21 protein-coding genes are annotated in these 24,558 nt (G+C 72.2%); 12 read left to right on the top strand and 9 right to left on the bottom strand.

Annotated features, from left to right (window positions below; all coding sequences use genetic code 11):
• The first annotated feature begins 49 nt into the window (after nucleotides 1–49).
• Together ACZ6B1_RS12105 and ACZ6B1_RS12100 are read left to right on the top strand one after the other, a co-directional pair.
• Nucleotides 50–1,411 (top strand): FtsW/RodA/SpoVE family cell cycle protein, encoded by a 1,362-nt coding sequence (locus ACZ6B1_RS12105; RefSeq protein WP_468777233.1) that lies wholly within the window; start codon nucleotides 50–52, stop codon nucleotides 1,409–1,411.
• 139 nt (nucleotides 1,412–1,550) lie between these two features.
• Nucleotides 1,551–3,008 (top strand): penicillin-binding transpeptidase domain-containing protein, encoded by a 1,458-nt coding sequence (locus ACZ6B1_RS12100; protein ID WP_468777231.1) that lies wholly within the window; start codon nucleotides 1,551–1,553, stop codon nucleotides 3,006–3,008.
• A gap of 75 nt (nucleotides 3,009–3,083) precedes the next feature.
• Here the strand turns inward: ACZ6B1_RS12100 and ACZ6B1_RS12095 are convergent, their stop codons facing one another.
• Both ACZ6B1_RS12095 and ACZ6B1_RS12090 read right to left on the bottom strand, forming a co-directional pair.
• Nucleotides 3,084–3,932, bottom strand: a complete 849-nt coding sequence (locus ACZ6B1_RS12095) for a hypothetical protein (protein ID WP_468777520.1) — start codon at nucleotides 3,930–3,932, stop codon at nucleotides 3,084–3,086.
• A gap of 36 nt (nucleotides 3,933–3,968) precedes the next feature.
• Nucleotides 3,969–5,078 carry a ferritin-like domain-containing protein gene (locus tag ACZ6B1_RS12090; RefSeq protein WP_468777229.1) on the bottom strand — a complete coding sequence of 370 codons (1,110 nt, stop codon included), beginning with the start codon at nucleotides 5,076–5,078 and terminating at the stop codon, nucleotides 3,969–3,971.
• 120 nt (nucleotides 5,079–5,198) lie between these two features.
• Here ACZ6B1_RS12090 and ACZ6B1_RS12085 point away from each other — a divergent pair, with 120 nt between their 5' ends.
• The 4 genes from ACZ6B1_RS12085 (at nucleotide 5,199) to ACZ6B1_RS12070 (ending at nucleotide 8,356) form a co-directional block, all read left to right on the top strand.
• Complete coding sequence (locus ACZ6B1_RS12085; RefSeq protein WP_468777227.1) at nucleotides 5,199–6,137, top strand: AurF N-oxygenase family protein; 939 nt, start codon at nucleotides 5,199–5,201, stop codon at nucleotides 6,135–6,137.
• 81 nt (nucleotides 6,138–6,218) lie between these two features.
• Nucleotides 6,219–6,872: a TetR/AcrR family transcriptional regulator gene (locus tag ACZ6B1_RS12080; RefSeq protein WP_468777225.1), complete on the top strand. Its 654-nt coding sequence runs from the start codon at nucleotides 6,219–6,221 to the stop codon at nucleotides 6,870–6,872.
• An 11-nt stretch (nucleotides 6,873–6,883) separates the two neighbouring features.
• Nucleotides 6,884–7,186 (top strand): hypothetical protein, encoded by a 303-nt coding sequence (locus ACZ6B1_RS12075; protein WP_468777223.1) that lies wholly within the window; start codon nucleotides 6,884–6,886, stop codon nucleotides 7,184–7,186.
• 111 nt (nucleotides 7,187–7,297) lie between these two features.
• Nucleotides 7,298–8,356, top strand: coding sequence for a C40 family peptidase (locus ACZ6B1_RS12070; RefSeq protein WP_468777221.1), 1,059 nt, complete (start codon nucleotides 7,298–7,300; stop codon nucleotides 8,354–8,356).
• On the opposite strand, the gene ACZ6B1_RS12065 is transcribed toward ACZ6B1_RS12070, so the two are convergent.
• From ACZ6B1_RS12065 to ACZ6B1_RS12045, 5 genes are read right to left on the bottom strand one after another with little or no spacing between them, the layout of a single operon-like run.
• Nucleotides 8,335–9,582, bottom strand: coding sequence for a styrene monooxygenase/indole monooxygenase family protein (locus ACZ6B1_RS12065; protein WP_468777219.1), 1,248 nt, complete (start codon nucleotides 9,580–9,582; stop codon nucleotides 8,335–8,337). The genes ACZ6B1_RS12070 and ACZ6B1_RS12065 overlap by 22 nt on opposite strands.
• 24 nt (nucleotides 9,583–9,606) lie before the next feature.
• The gene (locus ACZ6B1_RS12060; RefSeq protein ID WP_468777217.1) at nucleotides 9,607–10,254 is read right to left on the bottom strand and encodes a GTP-binding protein; all 648 of its coding nucleotides are present in this window, start codon (nucleotides 10,252–10,254) and stop codon (nucleotides 9,607–9,609) included.
• A complete protein-coding gene (locus ACZ6B1_RS12055; RefSeq protein ID WP_199211981.1) occupies nucleotides 10,235–10,645 on the bottom strand; it encodes a DUF742 domain-containing protein in 411 nt (136 codons plus the stop codon). Before ACZ6B1_RS12055 ends, ACZ6B1_RS12060 begins: the two co-directional genes overlap by 20 nt.
• A complete protein-coding gene (locus ACZ6B1_RS12050) occupies nucleotides 10,642–11,139 on the bottom strand; it encodes a roadblock/LC7 domain-containing protein (protein WP_468777214.1) in 498 nt (165 codons plus the stop codon). The genes ACZ6B1_RS12055 and ACZ6B1_RS12050 overlap by 4 nt, the downstream gene beginning before the upstream one ends.
• A complete protein-coding gene (locus tag ACZ6B1_RS12045) occupies nucleotides 11,136–13,853 on the bottom strand; it encodes a sensor histidine kinase (protein WP_468777211.1) in 2,718 nt (905 codons plus the stop codon). Before ACZ6B1_RS12045 ends, ACZ6B1_RS12050 begins: the two co-directional genes overlap by 4 nt.
• A gap of 384 nt (nucleotides 13,854–14,237) precedes the next feature.
• Between ACZ6B1_RS12045 and ACZ6B1_RS12040 the strand changes: the two genes are divergently transcribed.
• Nucleotides 14,238–15,026, top strand: coding sequence for a hypothetical protein (locus ACZ6B1_RS12040; RefSeq protein WP_468777209.1), 789 nt, complete (start codon nucleotides 14,238–14,240; stop codon nucleotides 15,024–15,026).
• Nucleotides 15,027–15,036: 10 nt separating this feature from the next.
• Here the strand turns inward: ACZ6B1_RS12040 and ACZ6B1_RS12035 are convergent, their stop codons facing one another.
• The gene (locus ACZ6B1_RS12035; protein ID WP_468777207.1) at nucleotides 15,037–15,528 is read right to left on the bottom strand and encodes a MarR family winged helix-turn-helix transcriptional regulator; all 492 of its coding nucleotides are present in this window, start codon (nucleotides 15,526–15,528) and stop codon (nucleotides 15,037–15,039) included.
• Nucleotides 15,529–15,756: 228 nt separating this feature from the next.
• Here ACZ6B1_RS12035 and ACZ6B1_RS12030 point away from each other — a divergent pair, with 228 nt between their 5' ends.
• Both ACZ6B1_RS12030 and ACZ6B1_RS12025 read left to right on the top strand, forming a co-directional pair.
• Nucleotides 15,757–16,581: a lysozyme gene (locus ACZ6B1_RS12030; RefSeq protein ID WP_468777206.1), complete on the top strand. Its 825-nt coding sequence runs from the start codon at nucleotides 15,757–15,759 to the stop codon at nucleotides 16,579–16,581.
• Between the two features lie 130 nt (nucleotides 16,582–16,711).
• Nucleotides 16,712–19,084, top strand: coding sequence for a SpoIIE family protein phosphatase (locus ACZ6B1_RS12025; protein ID WP_468777205.1), 2,373 nt, complete (start codon nucleotides 16,712–16,714; stop codon nucleotides 19,082–19,084).
• Between the two features lie 82 nt (nucleotides 19,085–19,166).
• Here the strand turns inward: ACZ6B1_RS12025 and lon are convergent, their stop codons facing one another.
• Entirely contained in the window at nucleotides 19,167–21,587 is a 2,421-nt protein-coding gene (gene lon / locus ACZ6B1_RS12020) for an endopeptidase La (RefSeq protein ID WP_468777204.1), read from the bottom strand.
• A 138-nt stretch (nucleotides 21,588–21,725) separates the two neighbouring features.
• Here lon and ACZ6B1_RS12015 point away from each other — a divergent pair, with 138 nt between their 5' ends.
• The 3 genes from ACZ6B1_RS12015 to ACZ6B1_RS12005 all read left to right on the top strand — a co-directional run bounded on the left by ACZ6B1_RS12015 (nucleotide 21,726) and on the right by ACZ6B1_RS12005 (nucleotide 24,371).
• Nucleotides 21,726–22,403: a spermidine synthase family protein gene (locus ACZ6B1_RS12015; RefSeq protein WP_468777203.1), complete on the top strand. Its 678-nt coding sequence runs from the start codon at nucleotides 21,726–21,728 to the stop codon at nucleotides 22,401–22,403.
• Nucleotides 22,404–22,512: 109 nt separating this feature from the next.
• A complete protein-coding gene (locus ACZ6B1_RS12010; RefSeq protein ID WP_199211973.1) occupies nucleotides 22,513–23,253 on the top strand; it encodes a response regulator transcription factor in 741 nt (246 codons plus the stop codon).
• Nucleotides 23,250–24,371 carry a HAMP domain-containing sensor histidine kinase gene (locus ACZ6B1_RS12005; protein ID WP_468777202.1) on the top strand — a complete coding sequence of 374 codons (1,122 nt, stop codon included), beginning with the start codon at nucleotides 23,250–23,252 and terminating at the stop codon, nucleotides 24,369–24,371. Before ACZ6B1_RS12010 ends, ACZ6B1_RS12005 begins: the two co-directional genes overlap by 4 nt.
• The last annotated feature ends 187 nt before the right edge of the window (nucleotides 24,372–24,558 follow it).

Genomic DNA, 24,558 nt, shown 5'->3' with positions numbered 1-24,558 from the left:
GCCGGGGCGCCTGCCCGCCCGGACTGTCCTGTTTGGGTAAGTTCCGGGCATGACCAAGGCCGGAACCGCCGTGGCCGAGCCCCGGGCACCCGCGCACGGCGCACGCCTGCCCCGGCGCCGTGGCGTCGAGCTCGCGCTGATCGTGCTGGCCGTCCTGCTGTCCGTGTACGGCTACTGCGCCGTCGGTCTGGCCAGGAGCGGCACGGTCCCGCCGGGGGCCGCCGGGTACGGTGCCGGGCTCGGCGTGCTCGCCCTGTTCGCGCACTTCGTGGTCCGCAAGCGGGCGCCGTACGCCGATCCGCTCCCGCTGCCCATCGCCGTGCTGCTCAACGGGCTCGGTCTGGTGCTGATCTACCGGCTGGACCTGGAGACCCCGGGCGACCGGGCGGCACCGGCCCAACTGGTGTGGTCGACGCTCGGCGTGGGGCTGTTCATCCTCGTCGTGCTGATGCTGCGCGACCACCGGGCGCTGCAGCGCTACGCCTACGTATGTGTGGTCGCCGCCCTCGTCGCGCTGCTGCTGCCGATCCTCTTCCCCGCGGTGAACGGCGCCCGCATCTGGATCAGGATCGGCCAGTTCTCCATCCAGCCGGGTGAGTTCGCGAAGGTGCTGCTCGCGGTGTTCTTCGCCGCCTATCTGGCCGCGAACCGCAACGCGCTCGCCTACACGGGCCGACGGCTGTGGCGGATGCAGTTCCCGACCGGGCGGGTGCTCGGCCCGATCGTGGCGATCTGGCTGCTGAGCGTCGGCGTGCTGGTCCTGGAGCGGGACCTCGGTACCTCGCTGCTCTTCTTCGGTCTCTTCGTCGTCCTGCTGTACGTCGCCACCGGCCGCACCGGCTGGATCGCGGTGGGCCTGCTGCTCGCCGTGCTCGGCGCGGTCGCCGTCGGCCGGCTCGAACCGCACGTGGGCGGCCGGATCGAGGACTGGCTGCACCCGTTCGCCACCATCGAGGCCGGGCAGGGCCCCAACCAGCTCTCGCAGTCCCTGTTCGCCTTCGCGGCGGGCGGGGTCCTCGGCACCGGGCTGGGGCTCGGCCACTCCGTACTCATCGGCTTCGCCACCAAGTCGGACTTCATCCTGGCGACGGCCGGGGAGGAGCTGGGCCTGGCCGGCCTCGCCGCGATCTTCCTGCTGTACGCGCTGCTGGTGGAGCGCGGCTACCGGGCCGGTCTCGCCCTGCGCGAGCCGTTCGGGCGGCTCCTGGCGGTCGGGCTGGCCTCGATCCTGGCGTTGCAGGTGTTCGTGATCGCGGGCGGGGTCACCGGGCTGATCCCGCTGACAGGCATGGCCATGCCGTTCCTCGCCCAGGGCGGTTCCTCGGTCGTCACCAACTGGGCGATCGTGGCGCTGCTGATCCGGGTCAGCGACTCGGCCCGCAGCCAGTACGACGGCCAGGAGGCGTCGTGACCGAGTGCGGCGGGCAGGACCGGGTGACCGGGTACGGCGGCGGGCAGGACCCGGTCACCGGGCACGGTGACAGGCCGGACCCGTTCACCGGGCACGGCGGGCAGGGGGCCTCGTGACCGAGTACGGCGGTGGGCTGACCATGACCAGGTACATCCGGCACGCCTCCGCGTTCTGCGCCCTGCTGCTGACGTCGCTGCTGGTCAACGCCGCCCGGGTGCAGGTGTTCCAGGCCGGCTCCTACGAGAACAACCCGGCCAACCGCCGCGCCACGATCGCCCGTTACCAGCAGCCGCGCGGTGACATCCTGGTCGGCGGCGAGCCGGTCACCGGCTCCACGGACACCGGTGAGCAACTGCGCTACGAACGCACCTACCGCGACGGCCCGTTGTACGCCCCGGTCACCGGCCACGCCTCGCAGCTCTACGGCACCACTTACCTGGAGGACGCGGAGGACGGGGTGCTCTCCGGCGCCGACCCGATGCTGGCGCCGCTGCCGCTGTGGAACGACGTGACGCGGGGCGCCAATCCGGGCGGCAACGTCGTCACCACCCTCGACCGGAACGCGCAGCGGGCGGCGTACGACGGGCTGCACGGGCGCAAGGGCGCGGTGGCCGCGATCGAGCCGGCCACGGGCCGCGTCCTGGCGCTGGTGTCGACTCCGTCGTACGACCCCGCCGAGCTGTCCGGGAACAGTGAGGCGGCGGCCTCGGCGTGGGCCCGGCTCAACCACGACCCGGAGAAGCCGATGCTCAACCGGGCGGTGCGGCAGACCTATCCGCCGGGGTCGACGTTCAAGGTGGTCACCGCGGCGGCGGCGCTGGACGCGGGGGTGGTCCGGGACCTGGACGGGCTCACCCGCTCCCCCGACCCCTACCGGCTGCCCGGCACCAGGACCCGGCTGACCAACGAGGCCGACGGCTGCAGGAACGCCTCGTTGCGGGAGGCGTTCAAGTGGTCGTGCAACACGGTGTTCGCCAAGCTGGGCGTGGACGTCGGGGTTCCGGGCATGTCGGCCACGGCGCAGGCGTTCGGCTTCAACGACACCCGGCTGCGCGTCCCCTTCGCCGTCTCCCCCAGCACCTTCGACACCCGTGTGGACAAGGCGCAGCTGGCGCTGTCGTCGATCGGGCAGTACAACACCCGGGCGACTCCGCTGCAGATGGCGATGGTGGCGGCGGCCGTCGCCAACGGCGGCCGGCTGCGGCCGCCGTATCTGGTGGAGTCGACCACCCGCCGGGGCGGTGAGACGCTCACCGGCGGCGGGATGCGGCCGGACCGGCAGGTGATGCGCCCGTCGACGGCCGCGCGGCTGATGGAGCTGATGACCGACGTGGTCCGGGAGGGCACCGGCACCAACGCGGCCATTCCCGGCGCCACGGTCGGCGGCAAGACCGGCACCGCCCAGCACGGCCTCGGCAACGCCGGTGTGCCGTACGCCTGGTTCGTCTCCTGGGCGCAGGCCGATGACGACCTGGAACCGAAGGTCGCGGTCGCGGTGGTGGTCGAGAACGCGTCGGCGGACCGGGGCGAGATCAGTGGCGGCGGGGACGCGGCACCGATCGCGAAGGACGTGATGCGGGCGGTTCTCGGCCTGTGAGACGGGGGTACCGGGGCACCGCCGGCCGCCACGGCGGACACCCCGGAGGGCCTCCTCCGGCGGTCGCGGAGCGGCTCAGCCGATCGGCCTGATCATCTCGGAGCGGATCTTCAGGGTGTTGCGGGCGGCGGTGTCGAGGTCGATGTCGGCGGAGTCCTTCCGCCGCAGGTCGACCTCGCCCACCACGGCCGCCGTGTTGCCGTCCGCCCAGGTGCAGACCGGGTAGGTGATCGTCACCAGGGCCTGTTTCTGGGTGAGCACCTCGCAGGAGACGGTGACGTCCGCGCCCGCCGGGGTGACGTCCCGCGCGGGCTCGGCGACCGTCACGCCGTCGGCCTCGCCGGCGCCCTTGAGCATGCCGCTCCGGACGTCCGCCTCGTTCTTGAACCGGCCGTACATGCCGGAGACCAGCAGCATCCCCTTGGTGTCGTCGCCGCCCGGGCTGTAGCGGCCGACCACGGCGCTGATGTCCTTGGCGTCCCAGGCGCCGTCGGCCTCGTCCTCGACCTTCTGCCCCTCGGTGTCGGAGAGGTCCTCGGCGAGTTCGTACTTCCCTTCCAGCAGCCCGTGGGGCAGGGCCAGCCTGTTCTCGGCGGCGGGGAAGCCGGTCTCGAGCACCGCCCCGACGCCGACGGAGCCGAGCACGACGAGGCCGATGACCCCGCCCACGATGCCCAGCGCCAGACCGGGCCCGCGCTTCTTCGGGGGCGGACCCATCGGCGGCACGCCCCAGCCGGGGTAGGGCTGCTGGGGGTGGGGCTGCGGTGGGTATGGCTGCGCTTGCGGGTACGGGGAGCCGTACGGGCCCGGGGCCGGCGGAGCCTGCTGAGGCTGCTGGCCGTAGGGCCCCGGGGCCTGCTGACCGTAGGGCCCGGGGGCCTGCTGGCCGTACGGGTACTGCGGCTGCTGAGGGGGTGGAGGCATGGACACGCCAGAACGGTACTGCACCCGAGGTGCGCCTCAGGCCTCGGCCGCCCCCGCCTCGATCGCCTCCCCCACCTCGGCCACCCGTTCCCGCTCCTCCACGGCGAAGCGCTCGGCGTCCAGCCGCTCGGCGATCTCCTCGTCCTGCGCCATCAGCAGGTCCAGGCTGGAGTCGCCCATCTCGAGGACGCCCATGTCGACATAGGCCTGCTGGAGCCGCTTGCCCCACAGGCCGATGTCCTTCACACAGGGCACGATGCGACTGAACAGCAGCTTGCGGAAGAGCCGCAGGAACTCGGAGTTCTCGCTGATCCGTTCGGCCTCGGCGCGCGGGATGCCGAAGTTCTCCAGCACCTCGACGCCGCGCAGCCGGTCCCGCATCAGATAGCAGCCCTCGATGACGAACTCCTCGCGTTCGCGCAGTTCGGCGTCGGTGAGCTGCTTGTAGTGGTCCCGCAGGGCCATGCGGCCGAAGGCCACGTGCCGGGCCTCGTCCTGCATGACGTAGGCGAGGATCTGCTTGGGCAGCGGTTTGTTGGTGGTGTCCCGGATCATGCCGAAGGCGGCGAGCGCCAGTCCCTCGATCAGGACCTGCATACCGAGGTAGGGCATGTCCCAGCGGCTGTCGCGCAGGGTGTCGCCGAGCAGGGACTGGAGGTTGTCGTTGATCGGGTACAGCATCCCGATCTTCTCGTGCAGGAAGCGGCCGTAGATCTCGGCGTGCCGGGCCTCGTCCATGGTCTGGGTCGCCGAGTAGAACTTGGCGTCCATGTCGGGCACGGACTCGACGATCCGCGCCGCGCAGATCATCGCGCCCTGCTCGCCGTGCAGGAACTGGCTGAACTGCCAGGAGGCGTAGTGCTTGCGCAGTTCGCCCTTGTCCCGGTCGGTGAGCTTGTCCCAGTGAGGGGTGCCGTAGAGGGACATCGCCTCATCGGGTGTGCCCAGCGGGTCGTACGGATCGACCTCCAGCTCCCAGTCGATGCGCCGCTGCCCGTCCCACTGCTTGTCCTTGCCCTTCTGGTACAGGGCGAGCAGGCGGTCACGGCCCTCGTCGTACTCCCAGCTGAACCTGGCCGCCCCGCTCGCGGGCACCTGCCAGGGGGAGTCTCCCGGCTCGTCGGTGTACAGGTCATGCGTCGGCATACTTCGCAGGCTCACACGTAGACGCCGAGTCAACAAGTCCTGCGCAAGGGATTGACGGGCTTGCTGACAGGCAGTCTCATAAGTAGCGGAACGTACCCCGGGTAACAAGGTGAGGGAGCCATGACGACCCTGACGGAGGCGGACGCGCTGGACGGACTGCGCGACGCGCTCGGCCTGCTCAAGGACCGCGAACAGGTGGCCGAACGGCTGCTCGTCTCTTCCGCCAAGCACTCCTTCGACCCGGACAAGGAGCTGGACTGGGACGCGCCCTTCGAGGAGGGCAAGTGGTTCTGGCCGCCTGAGCTCGTCTCGCTCTACGGCACGCCCTTGTGGGAGCGGATGAGCGAGGAGCAGCGGATCCTGCTCTCCCAGCACGAGGCCGCGGCGCTGGCCTCGCTCGGCATCTGGTTCGAGCTGATCCTGATGCAGCTCCTGGTCCGGCACATCTACGACAAGGCGGCGACGAGCGCGCACGTGCGGTACGCCCTCACCGAGATCGAGGACGAGTGCCGGCACTCGAAGATGTTCGCGCGGCTGATCTCGCACGGCGGCACCCCCTGGTACCCGGTGAGCCGGGTCCACCAGAACCTCGGCCGGCTGTTCAAGACCATCTCCACCACCCCCGGCTCCTTCACGGCCACGCTGCTCGGTGAGGAGGTGCTGGACTGGATGCAGCGGCTGACCTTCCCGGACGAGCGGGTGCAGCCGCTGATCCGGGGCGTCACGCGCATCCACGTGGTGGAGGAGGCCCGGCACGTGCGGTACGCGCGTGAGGAGCTGCGACGCCAGATGCTGACGGCGCCGAAGTGGTCGCAGGAGTTCACCCGGGTCACGTCCGGCGAGTTCGCGCGGGTGTTCTCGGTGGCGTTCATCAACCCCGAGGTCTACACGAACGTGGGACTGGACAAGCGGGAGGCGATGGCGCAGGTGAAGGCGAGCGGGCACCGACGGGAGGTCATGCAGACCGGCGCCAAGCGGCTCACCGACTTCCTGGACGACATCGGCGTGCTGCGGGGCGTGGGCCGGCGGCTGTGGAAGTCGTCCGGACTGCTGGCGTAGGCGGGAACCGGGTACGGGGGGGGACCGCCGGGTGCGGCCGTGCCTGCGCGGCTTCTTCACGGTCCGATTACGCTGCTTGGCATGACCCCGCAGGCCGCCACCCCCGCCTATCGCCGCCTCAGTGTCGAGGAGCGGCGCAGCCAGCTCCTCGACGCCGCTCTCTCGCTCTTCGCGCAGCGCGCACCGGAGGACGTGTCGCTGGACGACGTGGCCGAGGCGGCCGGGGTCTCCCGTCCGCTGGTGTACCGGTACTTCCCCGGCGGCAAGCAGCAGCTCTACGAGGCCGCGCTCAGGTCGGCCGGCGAGGAGCTCCAGCAGTGCTTCGACGAGCCCCGGCTCGGTCCTCTACTGCCCCGCCTGTCCCGCGCTCTCGACCGCTACCTGGCCTTCGTCGACCAGCACGACACCGGCTTCAGCGCGCTGCTGCAGGGCGGCAGCGTGGTGGAGACCTCCCGTACGACGGCCATCGTGGACGGCGTACGGCGGGCCGCGGCCGAGCACATCTACAGCCACCTCGGCGTCTCGGCTCCGGGGCCGCGCCTGCGCATGACGGTCCGGATGTGGATCACGGCGGTGGAGGCCGCCTCGCTGATCTGGCTGGACGAGGACAAGCAGCCGCCGGTCGAGGAGCTGCGCGACTGGCTGGTCGAACAGTTCGTGGCCGTCCTGACCGTGACCGCCGAGCGTGACCCGCAGACGGCGGACCTGGTCGGCGCGCTCGCCGAGGAAGGCTGAGGGCCGGACCGGTGAAGAGCGAGGACACCCCCTTCGAGGGCGGACCCCTGGACGGGCGCGTGCTGCCGGTGCTGCTGGGCCTGACCGGCCATCCCCCGAAGACGTACAGCGTTCCGGTGCCGGACGCGGCCGGTGGACCGCCCACCGTGCACGTCTACCGGCGCGTACCGAGGGGGCACAGCAAGCGGCTCGGCCTGGTCCGGGGCTGGAAGTACCGGTACGACCCGGAGGGCGGGCCCGGTGAGCGGCTCAGGTGGCCCTGGTCCAAGCCGGACAGCGGGCCGTCCAGCAAGCCGGATGACACGACCGGGTGAGAGCGTTGGGCCGTCTCGCCCACAATCGGCACACAAGCCCATGAACACGTCTGAATATCACCGTGCGGATGCGGACGGACGGACCGTCCGCCCCGTACCGGAGGTGATGACGTGTCAGCAGCACTCCTGCGCCTGGCCTGTACGGCCGCGGTGGCGGCCCAGGCCGTCCTCGCACCCGTGCCCGCAGTGGCCGAACCCGCGCCGCCGCGGTCCGTCTCACAACTACTGACGGACCTTCAGCGGCTGTACCGGCAGACCGAGGAGGCCACCGAGTCGTACAACGCGACCGCGGAGCGGCTGAAGCGCAAGCGCGCCGAGGTGACCCGCCTCGACGGCGAACTGGCCCGCGCCCGGCTCGCGCTGCAGGGCGGCAGGAGCGACGCCGGGCGCCTGGCCCGGCAGCAGTACCAGAACAGCAGCGACCTCTCCCCCTACGTCCGTCTGCTGCTCGCCCGCGACCCGCAGCACGCGCTGGACGAGGGCCATGTCATCGGCCGGCTCGCCCACGAGCGTGCCGAGACCGTGGACCGGCTCACCGGCGCCGAGCGGAAGCGCGACGCTGTGGCCAGGGCGGCCCGCAAGGCACTGGACGAGCAGCTCACCCTCACCGGGAGGCAGCAGAAGCAGCGCGACGAGGTCACGGCGAGGCTCGGGGACGTCGAGCGGCTCCTCGCCTCACTGACCCCGGAGCAGCTTGCCGCGGTGGCGGCGCTGGAGCGGACCGGGGTCGCCGAGGCCCAGCAGCGGCTCACGGCCTCCGGCGCCCTCGGCGACGACAAGCCGCCCTCCGGCGAGGCCGACCGGGCCGTCCGCTACGCCCTGTCCCAGGTCGGCAAGCCGTACCGGTGGGGAGCACAGGGCCCGGCGTCGTACGACTGCTCGGGGCTCACCTCGCAGGCCTGGGACCACGCCGGGACCCCGATCCCGCGTACCAGCCAGGAGCAGTGGGCCCGGCTGCCGAAGGTCCCGCTGAACGGGCTGCGCCCCGGTGACCTGGTCGTCTACTTCCCCGGGGCGACCCATGTGGCGTTGTACGTCGGGGGCGGCCGGGTCGTGCAGGCACCGAGGCCGGGCCGGCGGGTCGAGGTCTCCCCGCTGGCGTCCGCTCCGGTCCTCGGTGCCGTACGTCCGGACGGTCCCCCGACGGCTCAGGCCACCGAGGCCAGGTAGGCGGCCGTCTTCTCCGGCTCGTAGAAGAAGTTCTCGAAGTCGGCCGGGTCGTTGAACGCGTTGGCGAACCGGTCGGCGACCGGCTGGAGCTGACCGGCCGCGCCGATGAGGTTCAGGATGTGCTCCGGCGGCGGCGCCAGCATGGCGTTCGTCCACTTGGTGACGTGCTGGGCGGTGGCCCAGTACCGGTCGAAGGTGGCGCGCATCCAGTCCTCGTCGAACGGCTTGTCGCCCTGTTCGAGGATCGAGGCGAGGTACGCGGCGGCGCACTTGGACGCGGAGTTGGACCCCTGCCCGGTGATCGGGTCGTTGGCCACCACCACGTCGGCGACGCCCAGGACCAGTCCGCCCGAGGGCAGGCGCCCGATGGGGTTGCGCACGGTCGGGGCGTAGCGGCCGGCCAGGGTGCCGCCCGCGTCCGTCAGCTCGACCTTCGTGGCGCGCGCGTACTCCCAGGGCGTGAACTTCTCCATGAGTTCGAGGGTCAGGGAGAGGTGCTCCGCCGGGTCCTTGACGCCGCTGAAGACGTCCAGCGGGCCGCCGGGGATGCCCTCCCAGAACAGGATGTCGGCGCGGCCCGAGGTGGTGAGGGTCGGCATGATGAACAGCTCGCCGACGCCGGGGACGAGGTTGCAGCGGACCGCGTCGAAGTCCGGGTGCTCCGGGCGCGGGCCGAGTCCGTGCACGTAGGACACCGCGAGGGCGCGCTGCGGCTCGCTGTACGGGGAGCGCTCGGGGTCGCGGCTGAACATCGACACCAGCTCGCCCTTGCCGGCGGAGACCAGCACGAGGTCGTAGGCGCGGGAGAAGTAGTCGAGGTCGCCGACGGCCGCGCCGTGGATGACGAGCTGGCCGCCGCGCTGGGCGAAGGTCTCCATCCAGCCGGCCATCTTCACCCGCTGGTCGACGGACTGCGCGTACCCGTCCAGCTTGCCCACCCAGTCGATCGCGCGCTGGGAGGGACCCGGGTCGAAGGAGCCGGGGGCCGCGACCGAGACGCCGAGGCCCTCGATCTTCGGGGCCTGCGACTCCCAGAAGTTGAGCTGGAGGTCGCGCTCGTGCCCCAGGGCCGTGTCGAACATGCACTGCGTCGACATGACCCGGCCGGAACGGATCTCGTCCGCGGTCCGGTTCGACATCAGGGTGACCTCGTAGCCGTGCGACTGCAGGCCGAGGGCGAGCTGGAGGCCGGACTGGCCGGCTCCGACGACGAGTATCTTCCGCATGCGGGTGGTGCTCCTAGGTCGGGACTACTCGGGGGTTTCGTCCAGCGCGTGGCCCACGAGGGCCAGTAGGGTCTCGATGGCCGAGATCCGGCGCCGCGCGTCCATGATCATGACAGGGATGTGCGCGGGTATGGTCAGCGCCTCGCGTACGTCCTCCGGCTCGAACAGCTCGCTGTCGTCGAAGTGGTTGACCGCGACGACGTACGGCAGTCCGCAGCTCTCGAAGTAGTCCAGTGCGGGGAAACAGTCCTTCAGGCGGCGGGTGTCGGCCAGCACGACGGCGCCTATCGCGCCGCGCACCAGGTCGTCCCACATGAACCAGAACCGCTGCTGGCCCGGCGTGCCGAACAGGTAGAGCACCAGGTCGTCGTCGAGCGTGAGGCGGCCGAAGTCCATGGCCACGGTGGTGGTCGACTTGCCCGGCGTGGCGGTGAGGTCGTCGGTGCCCTCACTCGCCTCGGTCATCAGCGCCTCGGTCTGCAGCGGCGTGATCTCCGAGACGGCCGTGACCAGCGTGGTCTTGCCGACCCCGAAGCCGCCCGCCACCACTATCTTCGTGGCTACGGGGGCCTGCGCGCGGTCCTGCTGCCAGGCCTTCAGGTCCTCGTCGGGTTCGCTGAACCCGGCGACGAGGGGGGCGACGCCCGTGGCGTCAGAGACGGCGGAGTCCACTCAGCACCCTTTCCAGCAGAGCGCGGTCCGGACGGCCGGTGCCGTGACCGGTTCCGGTGCCGTACACACGGATCTTTCCCTGGTCCGCGAGGTCGCTCAGCAGCACGCGGACCACGCCGAGCGGCATCTTCAGCAGCGCGGCGATCTCGGCCACCGTGCGCATACGGCGACACAGTTCGACGATGGCCCGCAGCTCGGGCATGACCCGGGTGGCGAGGGAACCATTCGTCAGTTCCTTGCGCTCCTCGGGGGCCTCCAGCGCGGCCACGAAGGTCTCCACGAGGAGCACGTGGCCGAAGCGGGTGCGGCCGCCGGTGAGCGAGTAGGGGCGGACGCGGGCGGGTTTGCGCTCGCCGCCGCGCACGGGAAGTTTCTTCGGTGTGCCGCTCATCGGGCGCTCCCCGTCGACTCGGCTTCCAGTGATTTCCGCAGTTCGCTGCGGAGTTCGGGGGTCAGGACATGTCCGGCCCGGCCGACGAAGAGCGCCATGTGGTACGCCACGACGCTCATGTCGCACTCCGCGGAGCCGTGCACGCCGAGCAGCGAGCCGTCGCTGATGGACATCACGAACAGGCTGCCCTCGTCCATCGCCACCATCGTGTGCTTGACCCCGCCGAACTGCATCAGCTTGGCGGCGCCGATGGTGAGGCTGCCGATGCCGGAGACGATGGTCGCGAGGTCGGCGGCGGAGCCCCGGGGGCCCTTCACCGGGCGGGACCTGCGGGACTGCTCGGCGTGGCCGGGGTCGGACGACAGGAGCAGCAGGCCGTCCGAGGAGACCACGGCGACGGACTGGATGCCGGGGACTTCCTCGACCAGGTTGGTCAGCAGCCAGTGCAGGTTGCGGGCCTCCCTGCTCAGTCCGAAGGTACTGGGCGCGGTCAACTGCTTGCCTCCTCGACGGTGCCCCCCGTGGTGTCTTCGGTGCGTTCTGCGATCTCCGCCTCCACGTCCCGGTAGCCGGCCTGCGCTCCCTGGCGGAAGCCGCCGAGCCTGCGGCGGAGGGCGTCGGCGTCGACGGACGTGCCGCGCCGACGGGGCTGGGCGGCGGCGGGAGCGGTGATCTTGGGTGTGCGCTTGGGGAGGCCCTTGCTGGTGAGCGCCTCGCCTTCGGCGTCGGTCGGTTCGTTCCCACTCGCGCCACCCGTGCGGCTCTCGTCGTCGGGTACGGGCGGCACCGGTGGGGCGTGCTCGCCGTCGGCGGCCGACGGCTGCGTGGCGACCTCCGGGAGCAGCAGCTCCATCGTCGTCTCGGCGAAGGTCTCCGCGGGCTCCTTCGGCCGGGCCACGGTCTCCTCGGCGGCCGGCTCCGCCGCCTCCGCCCGCGCGTGGACCTCGGAGTCCTCCGCCGGACCGGCCTCGGCCTCCCGGGCCGCCTTCTCGGCGAGGGCGACCAGGGGGTCGGTGTCCTTGGTGCGGGCGTGCAGGACGTTGGAGTTGACCTCGGCGTCGGCGCCGGGGAGGGAGAAGCTCTGGGTGTCCGAGAGGGAGGCCGGGCGTGGGGCCGCCGCCATGGGGGCCTCGGCTAGCAGGGTCCGGGGCAGGACGACGACCGCCGCCACCCCGCCCTGCTTCTGCTCGCGCAGTTGCACGCGGATGCCGTGGCGGTGGGCGAGGCGGGCCACGACGTACAGACCGAGGCCGAGGCCGTCCTCGCCCTCGTGGTCGTACGGCGACTCGGGGTCGAACTCGGCGAGGCGGGAGTTGAGGCGGTCCAGGCGGTCGGTGGTCATGCCGATGCCCCCGTCCTGGACGGACAGCATCACCTCGCCGGACTCCAGCAGCCAGCCGGAGACCTCGACGGGCAGGTCCGGCGGAGAGAACGAGGCCGCGTTCTCCATGAGTTCGGCCAGCAGGTGGGAGAGGTCGTCGGCGACGAAGCCGACCACGTGGGCGTGCGGGGGCAGGGCGGCGATGCGGACGCGCTCGTAGCGTTCGATCTCGCTGACCGCCGCGCGGACCACGTCGACCAGCGGGACCGGGCCGTGGGACTGCTGGACGTGCTCGGTACCGGCGAGGACCAGCAGGTTCTCGCTGTGCCGGCGCATGACCGTGGCGAAGTGGTCGAGCTTGAAGAGGGTGGCGAGCCGCTCCGGGTCCTGCTCGCGCTCCTCCAGGCCTTCGATCACGGCCAGTTGCCGCTCGACCAGGCCGAGGGTGCGCAGGGCGAGGCTGACGAAGGTGCCGCCGATGCTGGTGCGCAGCCGCTCCAGCTGGGCGGCGGAGGCGTCGAGTTCGGCGCGCAGTTCCTCGCGGGCGTCGGCCATCTTCTGCCGCTGGCCGACCAGGTGCTTGCGGTCGGCCTCCAGGGTGGCCACCCGCTCCTGCAGGGCGGCGGCGCGCGCCTGCAGAGCGTTGACCGAGCGGACGACCTGGGCGAACTCGTCGTTGCGGCCGGTGAAGGCGACCGGCTCCTGGCCGACCGGGTCCTCCGCCTCGGCCAGCCGCGCCGAGCCGCGGCGCAGCACCGACAGGGGGCGGGTGAGGGTGCGGGCCATGGCGGTGGCGATGCCGACGGCGAGCAGCATCAGGGCGCCGAGGACGGCGATGCGGATCTCCAGCGCGGTGACGTCGTCGTCCCGGAGCTTTTCGAGGTCCTTGGTGCGGTGGTCGTAGAGGGCCGACTCGGCGCCCCGCATCAGGTCCACCCGGGCGGACAGGGCCGCGTCCAGCTTCCTGGAGTTGGTGGCGGGGTCGCTGCCGGTGAAGGCGGGCTGGTCGGTGAGGGCGGCGAGGTACTTGTCGGCGGAGTTGACCTCGGGGCCGGTGACCGTGGAGTCGTAGGAGGCGACGGACGCCTTGGGGGCGGTCTCCCGGAAGTCGGCGAGGGCCGCGTCGGCGCGCAGCCGGGCCTGCTGGGCGGCGGCGGTGAGCGCGTCGCGCTGCTTGCGGCCGTCCTCGGTGGGCGCGCTGGTCGTGCTGGGCAGGCCGGTGGCGGGATCGATCACCGTCCGGGTGGTGGACGGGATGCCGAGCGCGGCCAGCAGCAGGCCGCGGGCGGCGGCGGACTGCTGGACCGCGGAGTCCAGTTCGGCGAGCGCGTGGCCGCCGGAGCCGGCGCGCGCCGGCATCCGCCCCGCCAGTTCCTCGGCGAGCCGGTGCAGTTCCGTGATGGTGGCCGAGTACGCCTGGTGGGTCCCGAGCGCGTCGGACTTGCCGGTGAGCGCGGCGTGCCGGACGGCGGCGATCCGGTCGAGGGCGGTGCGCAGGGCGGCCGGGGTGTCGGGATCGGCGCGCAGGTCCTCGGCCTGGCGGTCGACGCGGGCGCTGCGCTGCTCGGTGGGCGCCTTGGACTTGGGGCGGCCCGCGGCTATGTAGGAGGTGACCTCGTCGCGTTCGTCGGCCAGCGAGTGGGCGAGCGCGAGGGCGTCCTGGGTGCGGGCGGACAGGGTGACCAGGTCCTGTGAGTCACTGACGTCCTGGGAGGCGGTGAGCAGCGAGGGTGCTCCCGCTCCGGCGATGGCGGCGGCCACCACGGCTACGGCCACGATCAGCCGGGTGCGCACGTGACGGGGGCGGCCCGTGCCCACGGGGGTCTGCTCGACGCCCCCTTCAGGAGCCGTCTGCCTGCCTGTGCGCCGAGGCCACTTCTTCTGCACCGGTGCTCGCATTCCTGAACTCGTCTGCTCAAGGGCCCGGGTGGCGCCCCGTCGTCTCGGGGCCAAGTGGTGCTTACACCCGGTGTATACGGCTCCCGACCCTCCCAGCGCCGGTGGGCAGGGGTCGCGCATCACCTGACCCGCCACTCGAAGGAGTGAACATCGGAGGGGAGTTGGCGGGCAAGTTCCGGCGGCGCGTGCGCCACGCGGGCGCGGCGGGCCGGTTGGACGCGCGCGGCAGGCTTTGGCAGTATTCGCCACCACGCCTTGCCGGAGGCCGTCATTTGCCCCCAAAGCAGGCACCTGACCTGCGGGGCCGTGCCAATTCAACGACGGTTGCCAGCCTTTGGCAGAGGCTGTGAAGAGCTGGTGCAGACTGGCCGGATGCGAACAGATCTCGTTTCGGAACCCGGCGACGCGAACCGCCCCAACGAGGACTTCGCGGGCGTCGGACTACCCGCTTCCGGTCAGGGTGGTTGTGTGATCTTGCTGGACGGAGTGACTCCGCCGCGCGGCGCCACGGGCTGCACACACTCCGTGCCCTGGTTCACGTCACGGCTCGGCGGCGCGCTGACCGAACTGGCCGTTTCCGGCCGAGATCTGACGCTGCCGGAGGTCCTGTCGCGGGGTATCGCGCGGACGGCGGGGGCCCACGCGGCCACCTGTGACCTTTCTCACCCGCGCACTCCCCAGGCAACCGTGGCCCTGGCCCGCTGGTCCGCCGACCTCGTGGAGTACCTGGTGCTGTCCGACGCGGCCCTGCTCCTGCAGGCTCTCGACGGCACGGTCACCGCGGTGCTGGACGACCGGCTGGCGCGGCTGCCCCGCTCCGCCCTGGCCACCGAAGCGCTGGTCGACGCGGGCCTGCGCAACCGGGAGGGCGGCTTCTTCACGGCCGCCGCCGACCCCTCGGTCGCCGGCCGCGCGGTCGTCGGCACCCTCCCGCGCGGCCGGGTCCGGGCGCTTGCGGCGCTGTCGGACGGCGCGACCCGCTGGACGGAGCGGTTCGGGGAGGGCGACTGGGCGGATCTGTTCGCCCTCGTGGCCAAGGAGGGCGCCCGCTCGCTGGTGGACCGGGTGCGCGGGCTGGAGTCGGCGGACCGGGAGGAGCGGGCGTTCCTGGGCCGCGGCAAGACGCACGACGACGCGACGGTGGTGTACGCCGAGCTGTGAGCGCGGATGCTCAGCGCTCCATGACGCCGTTCAACTCGTGCAGGAGTCTCGCCAGTTCCGCCACCTCGCGGCGGTCCCAGTGGGCGAGCTGGCTGACGTAGCGGGCGCGGCGGGCCTGGCGGACCGTGCCGACGCGACCGCGGCCCTCGTCGGTCAGGGTGACCAGCCAGGCACGGCCGTCGGCCGGGTCGGGCTCGCGGGCGATCAGCCCCAGTTCCTCCAGGGCCCGAAGCTGGCGGGACATGGTGGCCTTGCCGACGCCGATGTAGGCGGCGAGCTCGGTGGCGCGCTGGCCGCCGAGCTCGTCGAGGCGGATGAGCAGACCGTAGGCGGAGGACTCCAGGTCGGGGTGGACCTCGCGGGCCATCTCGCCCTGGTTCGCCCGGGCCCTCCTCAGCAGCACGGTCAACTCCCGTTCCAGTGCCAGGAATTCCTGGTCTGCACCACTGGGCGTCACCTGACCGGTGACACGGCGTCCGCCGCCGTTTCCGTCCTCGTGCACGTCAGCACCCCTGATCGGTTTCGCCGTCCTGAAAGTTTCTGCCAACCGCCGTCATAGCCGCAGCTCTTCAAGTATTTCGCAGGCTTAGACCAACGGCAGCATCCGGATCCCCTTCCCACGGTGTCATCTACGTGCGTAGCTTCTTTGCCAGGCAAGCGATGACATGCCCACGCCAGTGGTCCAGCGGTCACCCCACGATCCCCCCACCCCTCTCCCCGGAGGCACGTCATGCCCGAGCACAGACCCGGTTCCCTCCGTCCGCGCCCGCTCGCCGTCCTCGTCACGGCCCTGCTCGTGGCGCTCGGCCTCGCCCTCCCGCTCACCTCCGCCCAGGCGGCGACCACCCCCAGCCGCGGCTCGGCGTCCATGGGCATGGGGGTGGCCGCCCATGACGGGCAGCACGGCACCCCCAGCACCGGTGACGCCACCCAGACCGAGGGCGTCGACGTCTCCGGCCACCAGGGCAACGTCGCCTGGTCCACCCTCTGGAACAGCGGCGTCCGCTGGGCCTACACCAAGGCCACGGAGGGCACGTACTACACGAACCCGTACTTCGCCCAGCAGTACAACGGCTCGTACAACGTCGGCATGATCCGCGGCGCCTACCACTTCGCCACCCCGGACACCACGAGCGGCGCCACCCAGGCCAACTACTTCGTGGACCACGGCGGCGGCTGGTCGCGGGACGGCAAGACCCTGCCCGGCGTGCTCGACATCGAGTGGAACCCGTACGGCGCCGCCTGCTACGGCAAGACCGCCAGCGGGATGGTCAGCTGGATCGCCGACTTCCTCAACACGTACAAGGCGCGCACCGGCCGGGACGCCGTGATCTACACGGCGACGAGCTGGTGGACCGACTGCACCGGCAACTACGGCGGCTTCGCCGCCAACAATCCGCTGTGGATCGCCCGCTACGCCTCCACGGTGGGGACGCTGCCGGCGGGATGGTCGTACTACACGATGTGGCAGTACACCTCGTCCGGCCCGACGGTCGGGGACCACGACAAGTTCAACGGCGCACTGGACCGGGTGCAGGCACTGGCCAACGGCTGATCCCCGCCCCGTGTTCCGAAACGGCGGCCGTCCCCGCGGACGGCCGCCGTTTCGCTGCGTTGGTGCTCCGCGCCGCCCGGGATCATGCTGGTCAGGGAGAGCCTGCCGGACAAGGGCGAGATGAGCGGCGATGGAGCGACAGTCGACGTACACGGCCACGGCCACCATCGATGAGCAGGGCATCCTCACCGGCTGGAGCGAGGGTGCCCGCAGGCTGCTCGGCTACGAGGACGCGGCGGTCGTCGGACGGCCGGCCGCGGCGCTGCTCGCCACCGGAGACGGACCAACGGTCCGGAACACCCTGGCGGGGCGGGACCGCTGGCACGGCACGGTTCCGCTGCGGCACCAGGACGGCCGGCGACTGGAGCAGGGGCTGCTCGCCCACCGCCGGATCCCGCGCGCCGGGGAGTCCGAGTGGCTCGTGGTCACCGCTGTGGCGGACCGGCCGCAGCCGCCGCGCGGTGAGCCGCTGGAGGAGTGGACCTTCATCCAGTCCCCCTTCCCGCTGGGGATCTTCGACACCGAACTGCGGCTGATGCGTGCCAACCGCCGGCTGGAACGGGCGCTGTCCCTGCCCGAGGCGGCGATGCGCGGGCTGCGGCTGACGCACATCGCGCCCGGGCCGGCGCGGGACGAGGCCGAGCGGACCATGCGCCAGGTGCTGGAGACCGGGGAGCCGCGCGAGGTGCAGGCCGTCCTCGGCCCCGCCCTCGACCGGCCCACCGTCCTCACCCCGCTCAAGGACGGGTCCGGCGCGGTGCGCGCGGTCTGTCTCGCGACCCAGCGGCACGCCCCCGGCCCCACGGCCCGGCAGCGCGCACCGGACGAGGCCGCCGCCCACGATCCCCTCGCCCCGGGCCTCGAGCGCACCGCGCGGGAACTGGCCGACGCCACCGTCCCCCGGCTCGCGGACTTCATGGCCGTGGACCTCTTCGACTCCCCACGGGGCCCCGGCGGGCCGGACGACGCACCCGGCACCGGCACCCGCCCGGTCGTCCTGCGCCGCGCCGCGGTGCGGGCCGAATCCGACAACGGCGGCCCCCCGGCCGGGCCGGGGGTGGGCGGGACGGTCGCCTACGGGCCGGGGTCGCCTCCCGCCGAGTGCCTGGCCACCGGCCGGTCCGTCCTGCACGACGCCCCGGACCCGGTGATCTCGGCGTGGGCGGCCGTGGACCCGGACGCCGCGTGGCTGAGCGCGTCCGGCACCCACTCGCTGATCGCGGTGCCGCTGCTCGCCGAGGGCAGCACGCTCGGTGTCGCCCTCTTCGTCCGCGACCGGCGCGCGGAGCCGTTCGGCCCGGAGGACCTGCGGCTCGCCGAGGAGCTGACCGCCCGGGCGGCCACCGGCCTGCACAACGAGCGGCGGTACTCCCGGACCCACGTCACCACCATGGCCGTGCAGCGCAGCCTGCTGCCGCACCCGCTTCCCGACCAGGCGGCACTGGACATCGCCGGCCGCTATCTGCCCGCCGCCACCCGGGCCGGGGTGGGCGGCGACTGGTTCGACGTGATCCCGCTGTCCGGGGCGCGGGTCGCCCTGGTCGTCGGCGACGTCGTCGGCCACGGCAGCCGGGCCTCCGCCACCATGGGCCGGCTGCGCATGGCGGTGCGCACCCTGGCCGACGTCGACCTCCCGGCGGACGAGCTGCTCACCCATCTCGACGACCTCGTGCTGCGTCTGGCGGCGGACGAGGGCAGCGCGGACCCGGCCGCCGAGACGGCGGGCGGCATCGGGACCACGTGTCTGTACGCGGTCTACGATCCGGTCTCGCGCCACTGCACCCTCGCCCGGGCCGGTCATCCTCCGCCCGCAGTGGTCACCCCGGACGGCGCCCTCCGCTTTCTCGACGTGCCCGCCGGTCCGCCGCTCGGCCTCGGCGGGCTGCCCTTCGAGGCCCTCGAGACCGAGCTGCCCGAGGGCAGCCTGCTCGCCCTCTACACCGACGGACTCCTCGAGGCCCGCGACCACGACATCGACGAGGCGCTGGACAGGATGTTCGACGCGCTCGGCCGGCCCGCGCCGACCCTGGACGCGGTCTGCGACCGGGTCCTGACCGAGCTGCTCAGCCACCGCCCCGACGACGACGTGGCGCTGCTCGTCGCCCGTACCCGGGCGCTGCGCACCGACCGGGTGGCCTCCTGGGAGCTGCCGAGCGATCCCACGGTGGTGGCCCGGGCCCGCAAGTACGCGAGCGACCAGCTCTCCGCCTGGCGGCTGGAGGAGGCCGTCTTCACCACCGAGCTGATGGTCAGCGAGCTGGTCACCAACGCCATCCGCTACGGCCGGCCGCCCATCCGGCTGCGGCTCATCCACCAGGTCTCCACCCTGATCTGCGAGGTCTACGACGCCAGCGGCTCCACCCCGCACATGCGGCGCGCCCGGATCTACGACGAGGGTGGCCGGGGTCTGCTGCTGGTCGCCCAGCTCTCCGAACGCTGGGGCACCCGGCACGACAGGGTGGGCAAGACCGTGTGGGCGGAGCAGTCCCTGACCGCGGGCTGAGACGGCGCCGCCCCGCCTCGGGGCGCGGTGAGGGCCCGGGCCCCGCACGGGACCCGGGCCCTCCCTCATCCGGGGGCGTCCGTCACGCCGCCACCGGAACCTCCGGCTCCGCGCCGTTCGCGGCGGGCGCGAGGGCCAGCTCCAGGACCTGGCGGACGTCGGTCACTGCGTGGACGTCGAGCCTGTCCAGCACCTCGGCCGGGACGTCGTCCAGGTCGGGCTCGTTGCGCTTGGGGATGATCACTGTGGTCACCCCGGCGCGATGGGCGGCGAGCAGCTTCTGCTTCACCCCGCCGATGGGCAGCACCCGGCCGGTCAGTGAGACCTCGCCTGTCATCGCCACATCGGTGCGGACCAGCCGGCCGGAGAGCAGGGACGCGAGGGCGGTGGTCATGGTGATGCCCGCGCTCGGCCCGTCCTTCGGCACCGCGCCCGCCGGGAAGTGGATGTGCACACCGCGGTCCTTCAGGTCGCCCACCGGAAGCTCCAGTTCGGCGCCGTGGCTGCGCAGGAAGCTCAGCGCGATCTGCGCCGACTCCTTCATCACGTCGCCGAGCTGTCCGGTCAGGGTGAGCCCGGCCGCGCCGGTCTCCGGGTCGGCGAGGGACGCCTCCACGAAGAGCACGTCACCCCCGGCGCCGGTGACCGCGAGGCCGGTCGCCACACCCGGGACCGCGGTACGGCGCTCGGCCGGGTCCTGGGCGGACTCGGGCACATGGTGCGGGCGCCCGATCAGCGCACGCAGGTCCTCGTCCCGGACGGTGAACGGCAGCTCGCGCTCGCCGAGTTCGTGCTGGGCCGCGACCTTGCGCAGCAGCCGCGCGAGTGACCGCTCCAGGGTCCGCACGCCCGCCTCGCGGGTGTACTCGCCGGCGAGCCTGCGCAGCGCGCCCTCGTCGATCGTGACCTCGTCCCGGTCCAGGCCGGCCCGCTCGAGCTGGCGCGGGAGCAGGTGGTCACGGGCGATGACGACCTTCTCGTCCTCGGTGTAGCCGTCCAGCCGGACGATCTCCATACGGTCCGCGAGCGCCTCCGGGATGGCCTCCAGGACGTTCGCCGTGGCGAGGAAGACCACGTCGGACAGGTCGAGTTCGACCTCCAGGTAGTGGTCCCGGAAGGTGTGGTTCTGCGCGGGGTCGAGGACCTCGAGCAGGGCCGCCGCCGGGTCGCCCCGGAAGTCGGAGCCCACCTTGTCGATCTCGTCGAGCAGCACCACCGGGTTCATGGACCCGGCCTCCTTGACTGCGCGGACGATCCGGCCGGGCAGCGCGCCGACGTACGTGCGCCGGTGACCGCGGACCTCGGCCTCGTCGCGTACGCCACCGAGGGCGACCCGGACGAACTTCCGTCCCATGGCGTGCGCGACGGACTCGCCGAGGCTGGTCTTGCCGACGCCGGGCGGGCCCACGAGCGCCAGCACCGCGCCCCCGCGCCGCCCGCCGATCACGCCCAGGCCGCGCTCCCCGCGCCGCTTGCGCACGGCCAGGTACTCGGTGATGCGTTCCTTGACGTCCTCCAGCCCCGCGTGCTCGGCGTCGAGCACCGCCTTGGCGCCCTGGATGTCGTAGGCGTCCTCGGTGCGCTCGTTCCACGGCATCTCCAGCACCGTGTCCAGCCAGGTCCTGATCCACGAGCCCTCGGGCGACTGGTCGCTGGACCGCTCCAGCTTGTCGACCTCCTTCAGGGCGGCCTCGCGGACCTTCTCCGGCAGGTCGGCGGCCTCGACGCGGGCGCGGTAGTCGTCCGGCTCCTCGCCGTCGCTCTCGCCGTTCAGCTCGCGCAGCTCCTTGCGGACGGCCTCGAGCTGGCGGCGGAGCAGGAACTCGCGCTGCTGCTTGTCGACGCCCTCCTGGACGTCCTTGGCGATGGTCTCGGCGACGTCCTGCTCGGCGAGGTGGTCGCGCAGTTGCTGGGTGGCGAGCTTCAGCCGGGCCACCGGGTCGGCGGTCTCCAGCAGCTCGACCTTCTGCTCGATGGTCAGGAAGGGCGAGTACCCGGAGTTGTCGGCGAGCGCGGAGACGTCCTCGATGGCCTGGACCCGGTCCACGACCTGCCAGGCGCCCCGCTTGCGCAGCCACGCGGTGGCCAGGGCCTTGTACTCCTTGACCAGGTCGGCGACCTGGCCGGGCAGGGGTTCCGGCACGGTCTCGTCGATCCGCGCGCCCTCCACCCACAGGGCCGCGCCCGGGCCCGTCGTACCGGCGCCGATGCGCACCCTGCCACGGCCCCGGATCAGCGCGCCCGGGTCGCCGTCGGCCAGCCGGCCGACCTGCTCGACGGTACCGAGCACACCGGTCTTCGCGTAGGTGCCGTCGACGCGCGGCACCAGCAGGACCCTGGGCTTGCCGGGCTCCGAGCGGGCGGCGGCCTGCGCCGCCTCGACCGCGGCCCGCACTTCGGCGTCGCTCAGGTCCAGCGGAACCACCATGCCGGGCAGCACGACCTCGTCGTCGAGCGGCAGCACCGGCAGTATGAGCGTGAACGCCGTGGACTCAGCAGCCATGATCTCCCCTTAGGCAGTCAACTTGAGCTATGCCGACTCAATGTCCGACGCCTCTCCGTTGTTCCCGGCTCACCGTTCGCTGTGAGCGATCACCAGAATTGCGGTGCCCCCGACGCCGGACCGGAGCAGGATGGGCGCATGACTGCCGTGCACGAATCCCCCGTGGTCCTGGACCGTCGCGAAGGCCCTTACGGCGAGGTGGTGCTGCGCAGGCACGGCACGCTGCTCCAGATCATCGCCAACGGCTGCTTCCTGATGGACACCTCCGACGGCCGCTCGGAGCGGCTGCTGGTGGACGCCGCGTACGACGCGCTGGACGGGCGCCCGGCGCCCGAGGTGCTGATCGGCGGGCTGGGCGTGGGGTTCTCGCTCGCGCACGCCGCGGCCGACGGACGGTGGGGGCGGATCACGGTCGCCGAACGGGAGCCGGCCGTCATCGACTGGCACCGCGAGGGCCCTCTGGCGGAGCTGTCCGCCGAGGCGCTCGCCGATCCGCGCACCCGGATCGTCGAGGCGGATCTCCTCACTTACCTCGACGAGACATCGGACACGTTCGACGCCCTCTGCCTCGACATCGACAACGGGCCGGGCTGGACCGTCACCGAGGACAACGACGGCCTCTACTCCCCGGCCGGACTCACCGCGTGCGCAAGGGTGTTGAAGCCCGGCGGGGTGTTTGCAGTATGGTCGGCCGAGCCCTCTCCGGAATTTGAAGGAACCTTGCGGAATGCCGGATTCCGTCAGGTGCGTACCGAAGAGGTCCCCGTTGCCCGGGGCGTTCCGGACGCCGTGCACCTCGCCGTCCGCCCTGGATAGCGACGGCGCGGTCTGTCCCCGTAATGTGCTGCCCTGGCGCGGATCATTCAAGCGTCAATCGCAGTCATGGGATCACCCCACTGATTCCGGAAAGCAACAGGGGCGGGCGATGGAGCAGACACACACCTCCCAGACCGGCGCGACCACGACCACCCCCGGCGCGCAGCGCCGGGTCCTGGTGGTCGAGGACGATCCCACGATCGTCGACGCCATCGCGGCCCGGCTTCGCGCCGAGGGATTCCTCGTGCAGACCGCGGCCGACGGACCGGCCGCGGTGGACACCGCCGAGGCCTGGCAGCCCGACCTGCTGATCCTCGACATCATGCTGCCCGGCTTCGACGGCCTGGAGGTCTGCCGCCGCGTGCAGGCCCAGCGCCCGGTGCCGGTGCTGATGCTCACCGCGCGCGACGACGAGACCGACATGCTGGTCGGGCTCGGGGTCGGCGCCGACGACTACATGACCAAGCCGTTCTCGATGCGGGAGCTGGCCGCGCGGGTGCACGTCCTGCTGCGGCGGGTGGAGCGGGCGGCCGTCGCCGCCTCCACGCCCCGCTCGGGCATCCTGCGGCTCGGCGAGCTGGAGATCGACCACGCGCAGCGCCGGGTACGGGTGCGGTCCGAGGACGTCCACCTCACGCCCACCGAGTTCGACCTGCTGGTGTGCCTGGCGAACACCCCGCGCGCGGTGCTCTCCCGGGAGCAGCTGCTGGCCGAGGTGTGGGACTGGGCGGACGCCTCCGGCACCCGGACCGTGGACAGCCACATCAAGGCGCTGCGCCGGAAGATCGGCGCCGAGCGGATCCGCACGGTGCACGGCGTCGGATACGCGCTGGAGACGCCGACGCCATGAGCGAACGGCGGGAGGCCGCACGGAGGAGCCCCGGGAACCCCACGGAGGAACCCTGGGGCGGCGTACGCCCGTTCTCGATCAAGACCAAGCTGGGCGCGCTGGTCGTCATCTCGGTGCTGATCACCACCGGTCTGTCGATGATCGCGGTGCACACCAAGACGGAGCTGCGCTTCATCACGGTCTTCTCGATGATCGCCACACTGCTGATAACGCAGTTCGTGGCCCATTCGCTCACCGCTCCGCTGGACGAGATGAACACGGTCGCCCGCTCGATCGCGCAGGGTGACTACACCCGCCGGGTGAGTGAGGGCCGCCGGGACGAGCTGGGCGACCTCGCCGTGACGATCAATGTCATGGCGGACGAGCTGGAGGCCCAGGACCGCCAGCGCAAGGAGCTGGTGGCGAACGTCTCGCACGAGCTGCGCACCCCGATCGCGGGCCTGCGCGCGGTGCTGGAGAACATCGTCGACGGGGTCACCGAGGCCGATCCGGAGACCATGCGGACGGCCCTGAAACAGACCGAGCGGCTCGGCCGGCTCGTGGAGACCCTGCTGGACCTCTCCCGGCTCGACAACGGCGTCGTACCGCTGAAGACGCGGCGCTTCGAGGTGTGGCCGTACCTGTCCGGCGTACTGAAGGAGGCCAACATGGTCGCCTCCGCGCGCGCGGGCATCGCCTCGGGCTCCGGCAGCCACACCCGGACGGACGTGCATCTGCACCTCGACGTCTCCCCGCCGGAGCTGACCGCGCACGCGGACCCCGAGCGCATCCACCAGGTGGTCGCCAACCTGGTCGACAACGCGGTCAAGCACAGCCCGCCGCACGGGCGGGTGACCCTGAAGGCGCGGCGCGGGCCGCAGCCGGACTCGCTGGAGCTGGAGGTCCTGGACGAGGGCCCGGGCATCCCGCGGTCGGAGTGGCACCGCGTGTTCGAGCGGTTCAACCGCGGCGCGGTGACCCGGCCGCACGGTCCGGGCAGCGACGGCGGCACGGGCCTCGGCCTGGCGATCGCCCGGTGGGCCGTCGATCTCCACGGCGGCCGGATCGGTGTGGCCGAATCCGAGCGGGGCTGCCGGATCATCGTCACTCTTCCGGGAGAGACTTCCATCCGAAGTTGACGTAGGGTCCGAACCGGAACCTCAAGATCCACGAGCGTCCGCGCAGCGGGACACGTGTGATCAGGGGCGGGCCCGGAAGACGCACGCCGGCCGGCGGCACCGGGCGCCGCTCGGCGATCCCGCGCACCCACTCACGCATCCGGAACCACACTTGTTTCCCGCCATATCAAGCCCTGAAACAAGATTT

Source organism: Streptomyces sp. NPDC041129, from assembly GCF_055592265.1.
The sequence above is the reverse complement of the archived record's forward strand: the minus strand, read 5'-3'. Positions and strand labels throughout refer to the sequence as shown.

What these genes read in the sequence shown, in the direction of transcription:
- ACZ6B1_RS12005 (WP_468777202.1), top strand. Translation starts at nt 23,250, where the DNA reads ATGAGCGAACGGCGGGAGGCCGCACGGAGGAGCCCCGGGAACCCCACG.
- ACZ6B1_RS12090 (WP_468777229.1), bottom strand. Translation starts at nt 5,078, where the DNA reads ATGCCGACGCATGACCTGTACACCGACGAGCCGGGAGACTCCCCCTGG.
- ACZ6B1_RS12010 (WP_199211973.1), top strand. Translation starts at nt 22,513, where the DNA reads ATGGAGCAGACACACACCTCCCAGACCGGCGCGACCACGACCACCCCC.
- ACZ6B1_RS12085 (WP_468777227.1), top strand. Translation starts at nt 5,199, where the DNA reads ATGACGACCCTGACGGAGGCGGACGCGCTGGACGGACTGCGCGACGCG.
- ACZ6B1_RS12030 (WP_468777206.1), top strand. Translation starts at nt 15,757, where the DNA reads ATGCCCGAGCACAGACCCGGTTCCCTCCGTCCGCGCCCGCTCGCCGTC.
- ACZ6B1_RS12055 (WP_199211981.1), bottom strand. Translation starts at nt 10,645, where the DNA reads ATGAGCGGCACACCGAAGAAACTTCCCGTGCGCGGCGGCGAGCGCAAA.
- ACZ6B1_RS12015 (WP_468777203.1), top strand. Translation starts at nt 21,726, where the DNA reads ATGACTGCCGTGCACGAATCCCCCGTGGTCCTGGACCGTCGCGAAGGC.
- ACZ6B1_RS12095 (WP_468777520.1), bottom strand. Translation starts at nt 3,932, where the DNA reads ATGCCTCCACCCCCTCAGCAGCCGCAGTACCCGTACGGCCAGCAGGCC.
- ACZ6B1_RS12105 (WP_468777233.1), top strand. Translation starts at nt 50, where the DNA reads ATGACCAAGGCCGGAACCGCCGTGGCCGAGCCCCGGGCACCCGCGCAC.
- lon (WP_468777204.1), bottom strand. Translation starts at nt 21,587, where the DNA reads ATGGCTGCTGAGTCCACGGCGTTCACGCTCATACTGCCGGTGCTGCCG.
- ACZ6B1_RS12080 (WP_468777225.1), top strand. Translation starts at nt 6,219, where the DNA reads ATGACCCCGCAGGCCGCCACCCCCGCCTATCGCCGCCTCAGTGTCGAG.
- ACZ6B1_RS12025 (WP_468777205.1), top strand. Translation starts at nt 16,712, where the DNA reads ATGGAGCGACAGTCGACGTACACGGCCACGGCCACCATCGATGAGCAG.
- ACZ6B1_RS12040 (WP_468777209.1), top strand. Translation starts at nt 14,238, where the DNA reads ATGCGAACAGATCTCGTTTCGGAACCCGGCGACGCGAACCGCCCCAAC.
- ACZ6B1_RS12100 (WP_468777231.1), top strand. Translation starts at nt 1,551, where the DNA reads ATGACCAGGTACATCCGGCACGCCTCCGCGTTCTGCGCCCTGCTGCTG.
- ACZ6B1_RS12065 (WP_468777219.1), bottom strand. Translation starts at nt 9,582, where the DNA reads ATGCGGAAGATACTCGTCGTCGGAGCCGGCCAGTCCGGCCTCCAGCTC.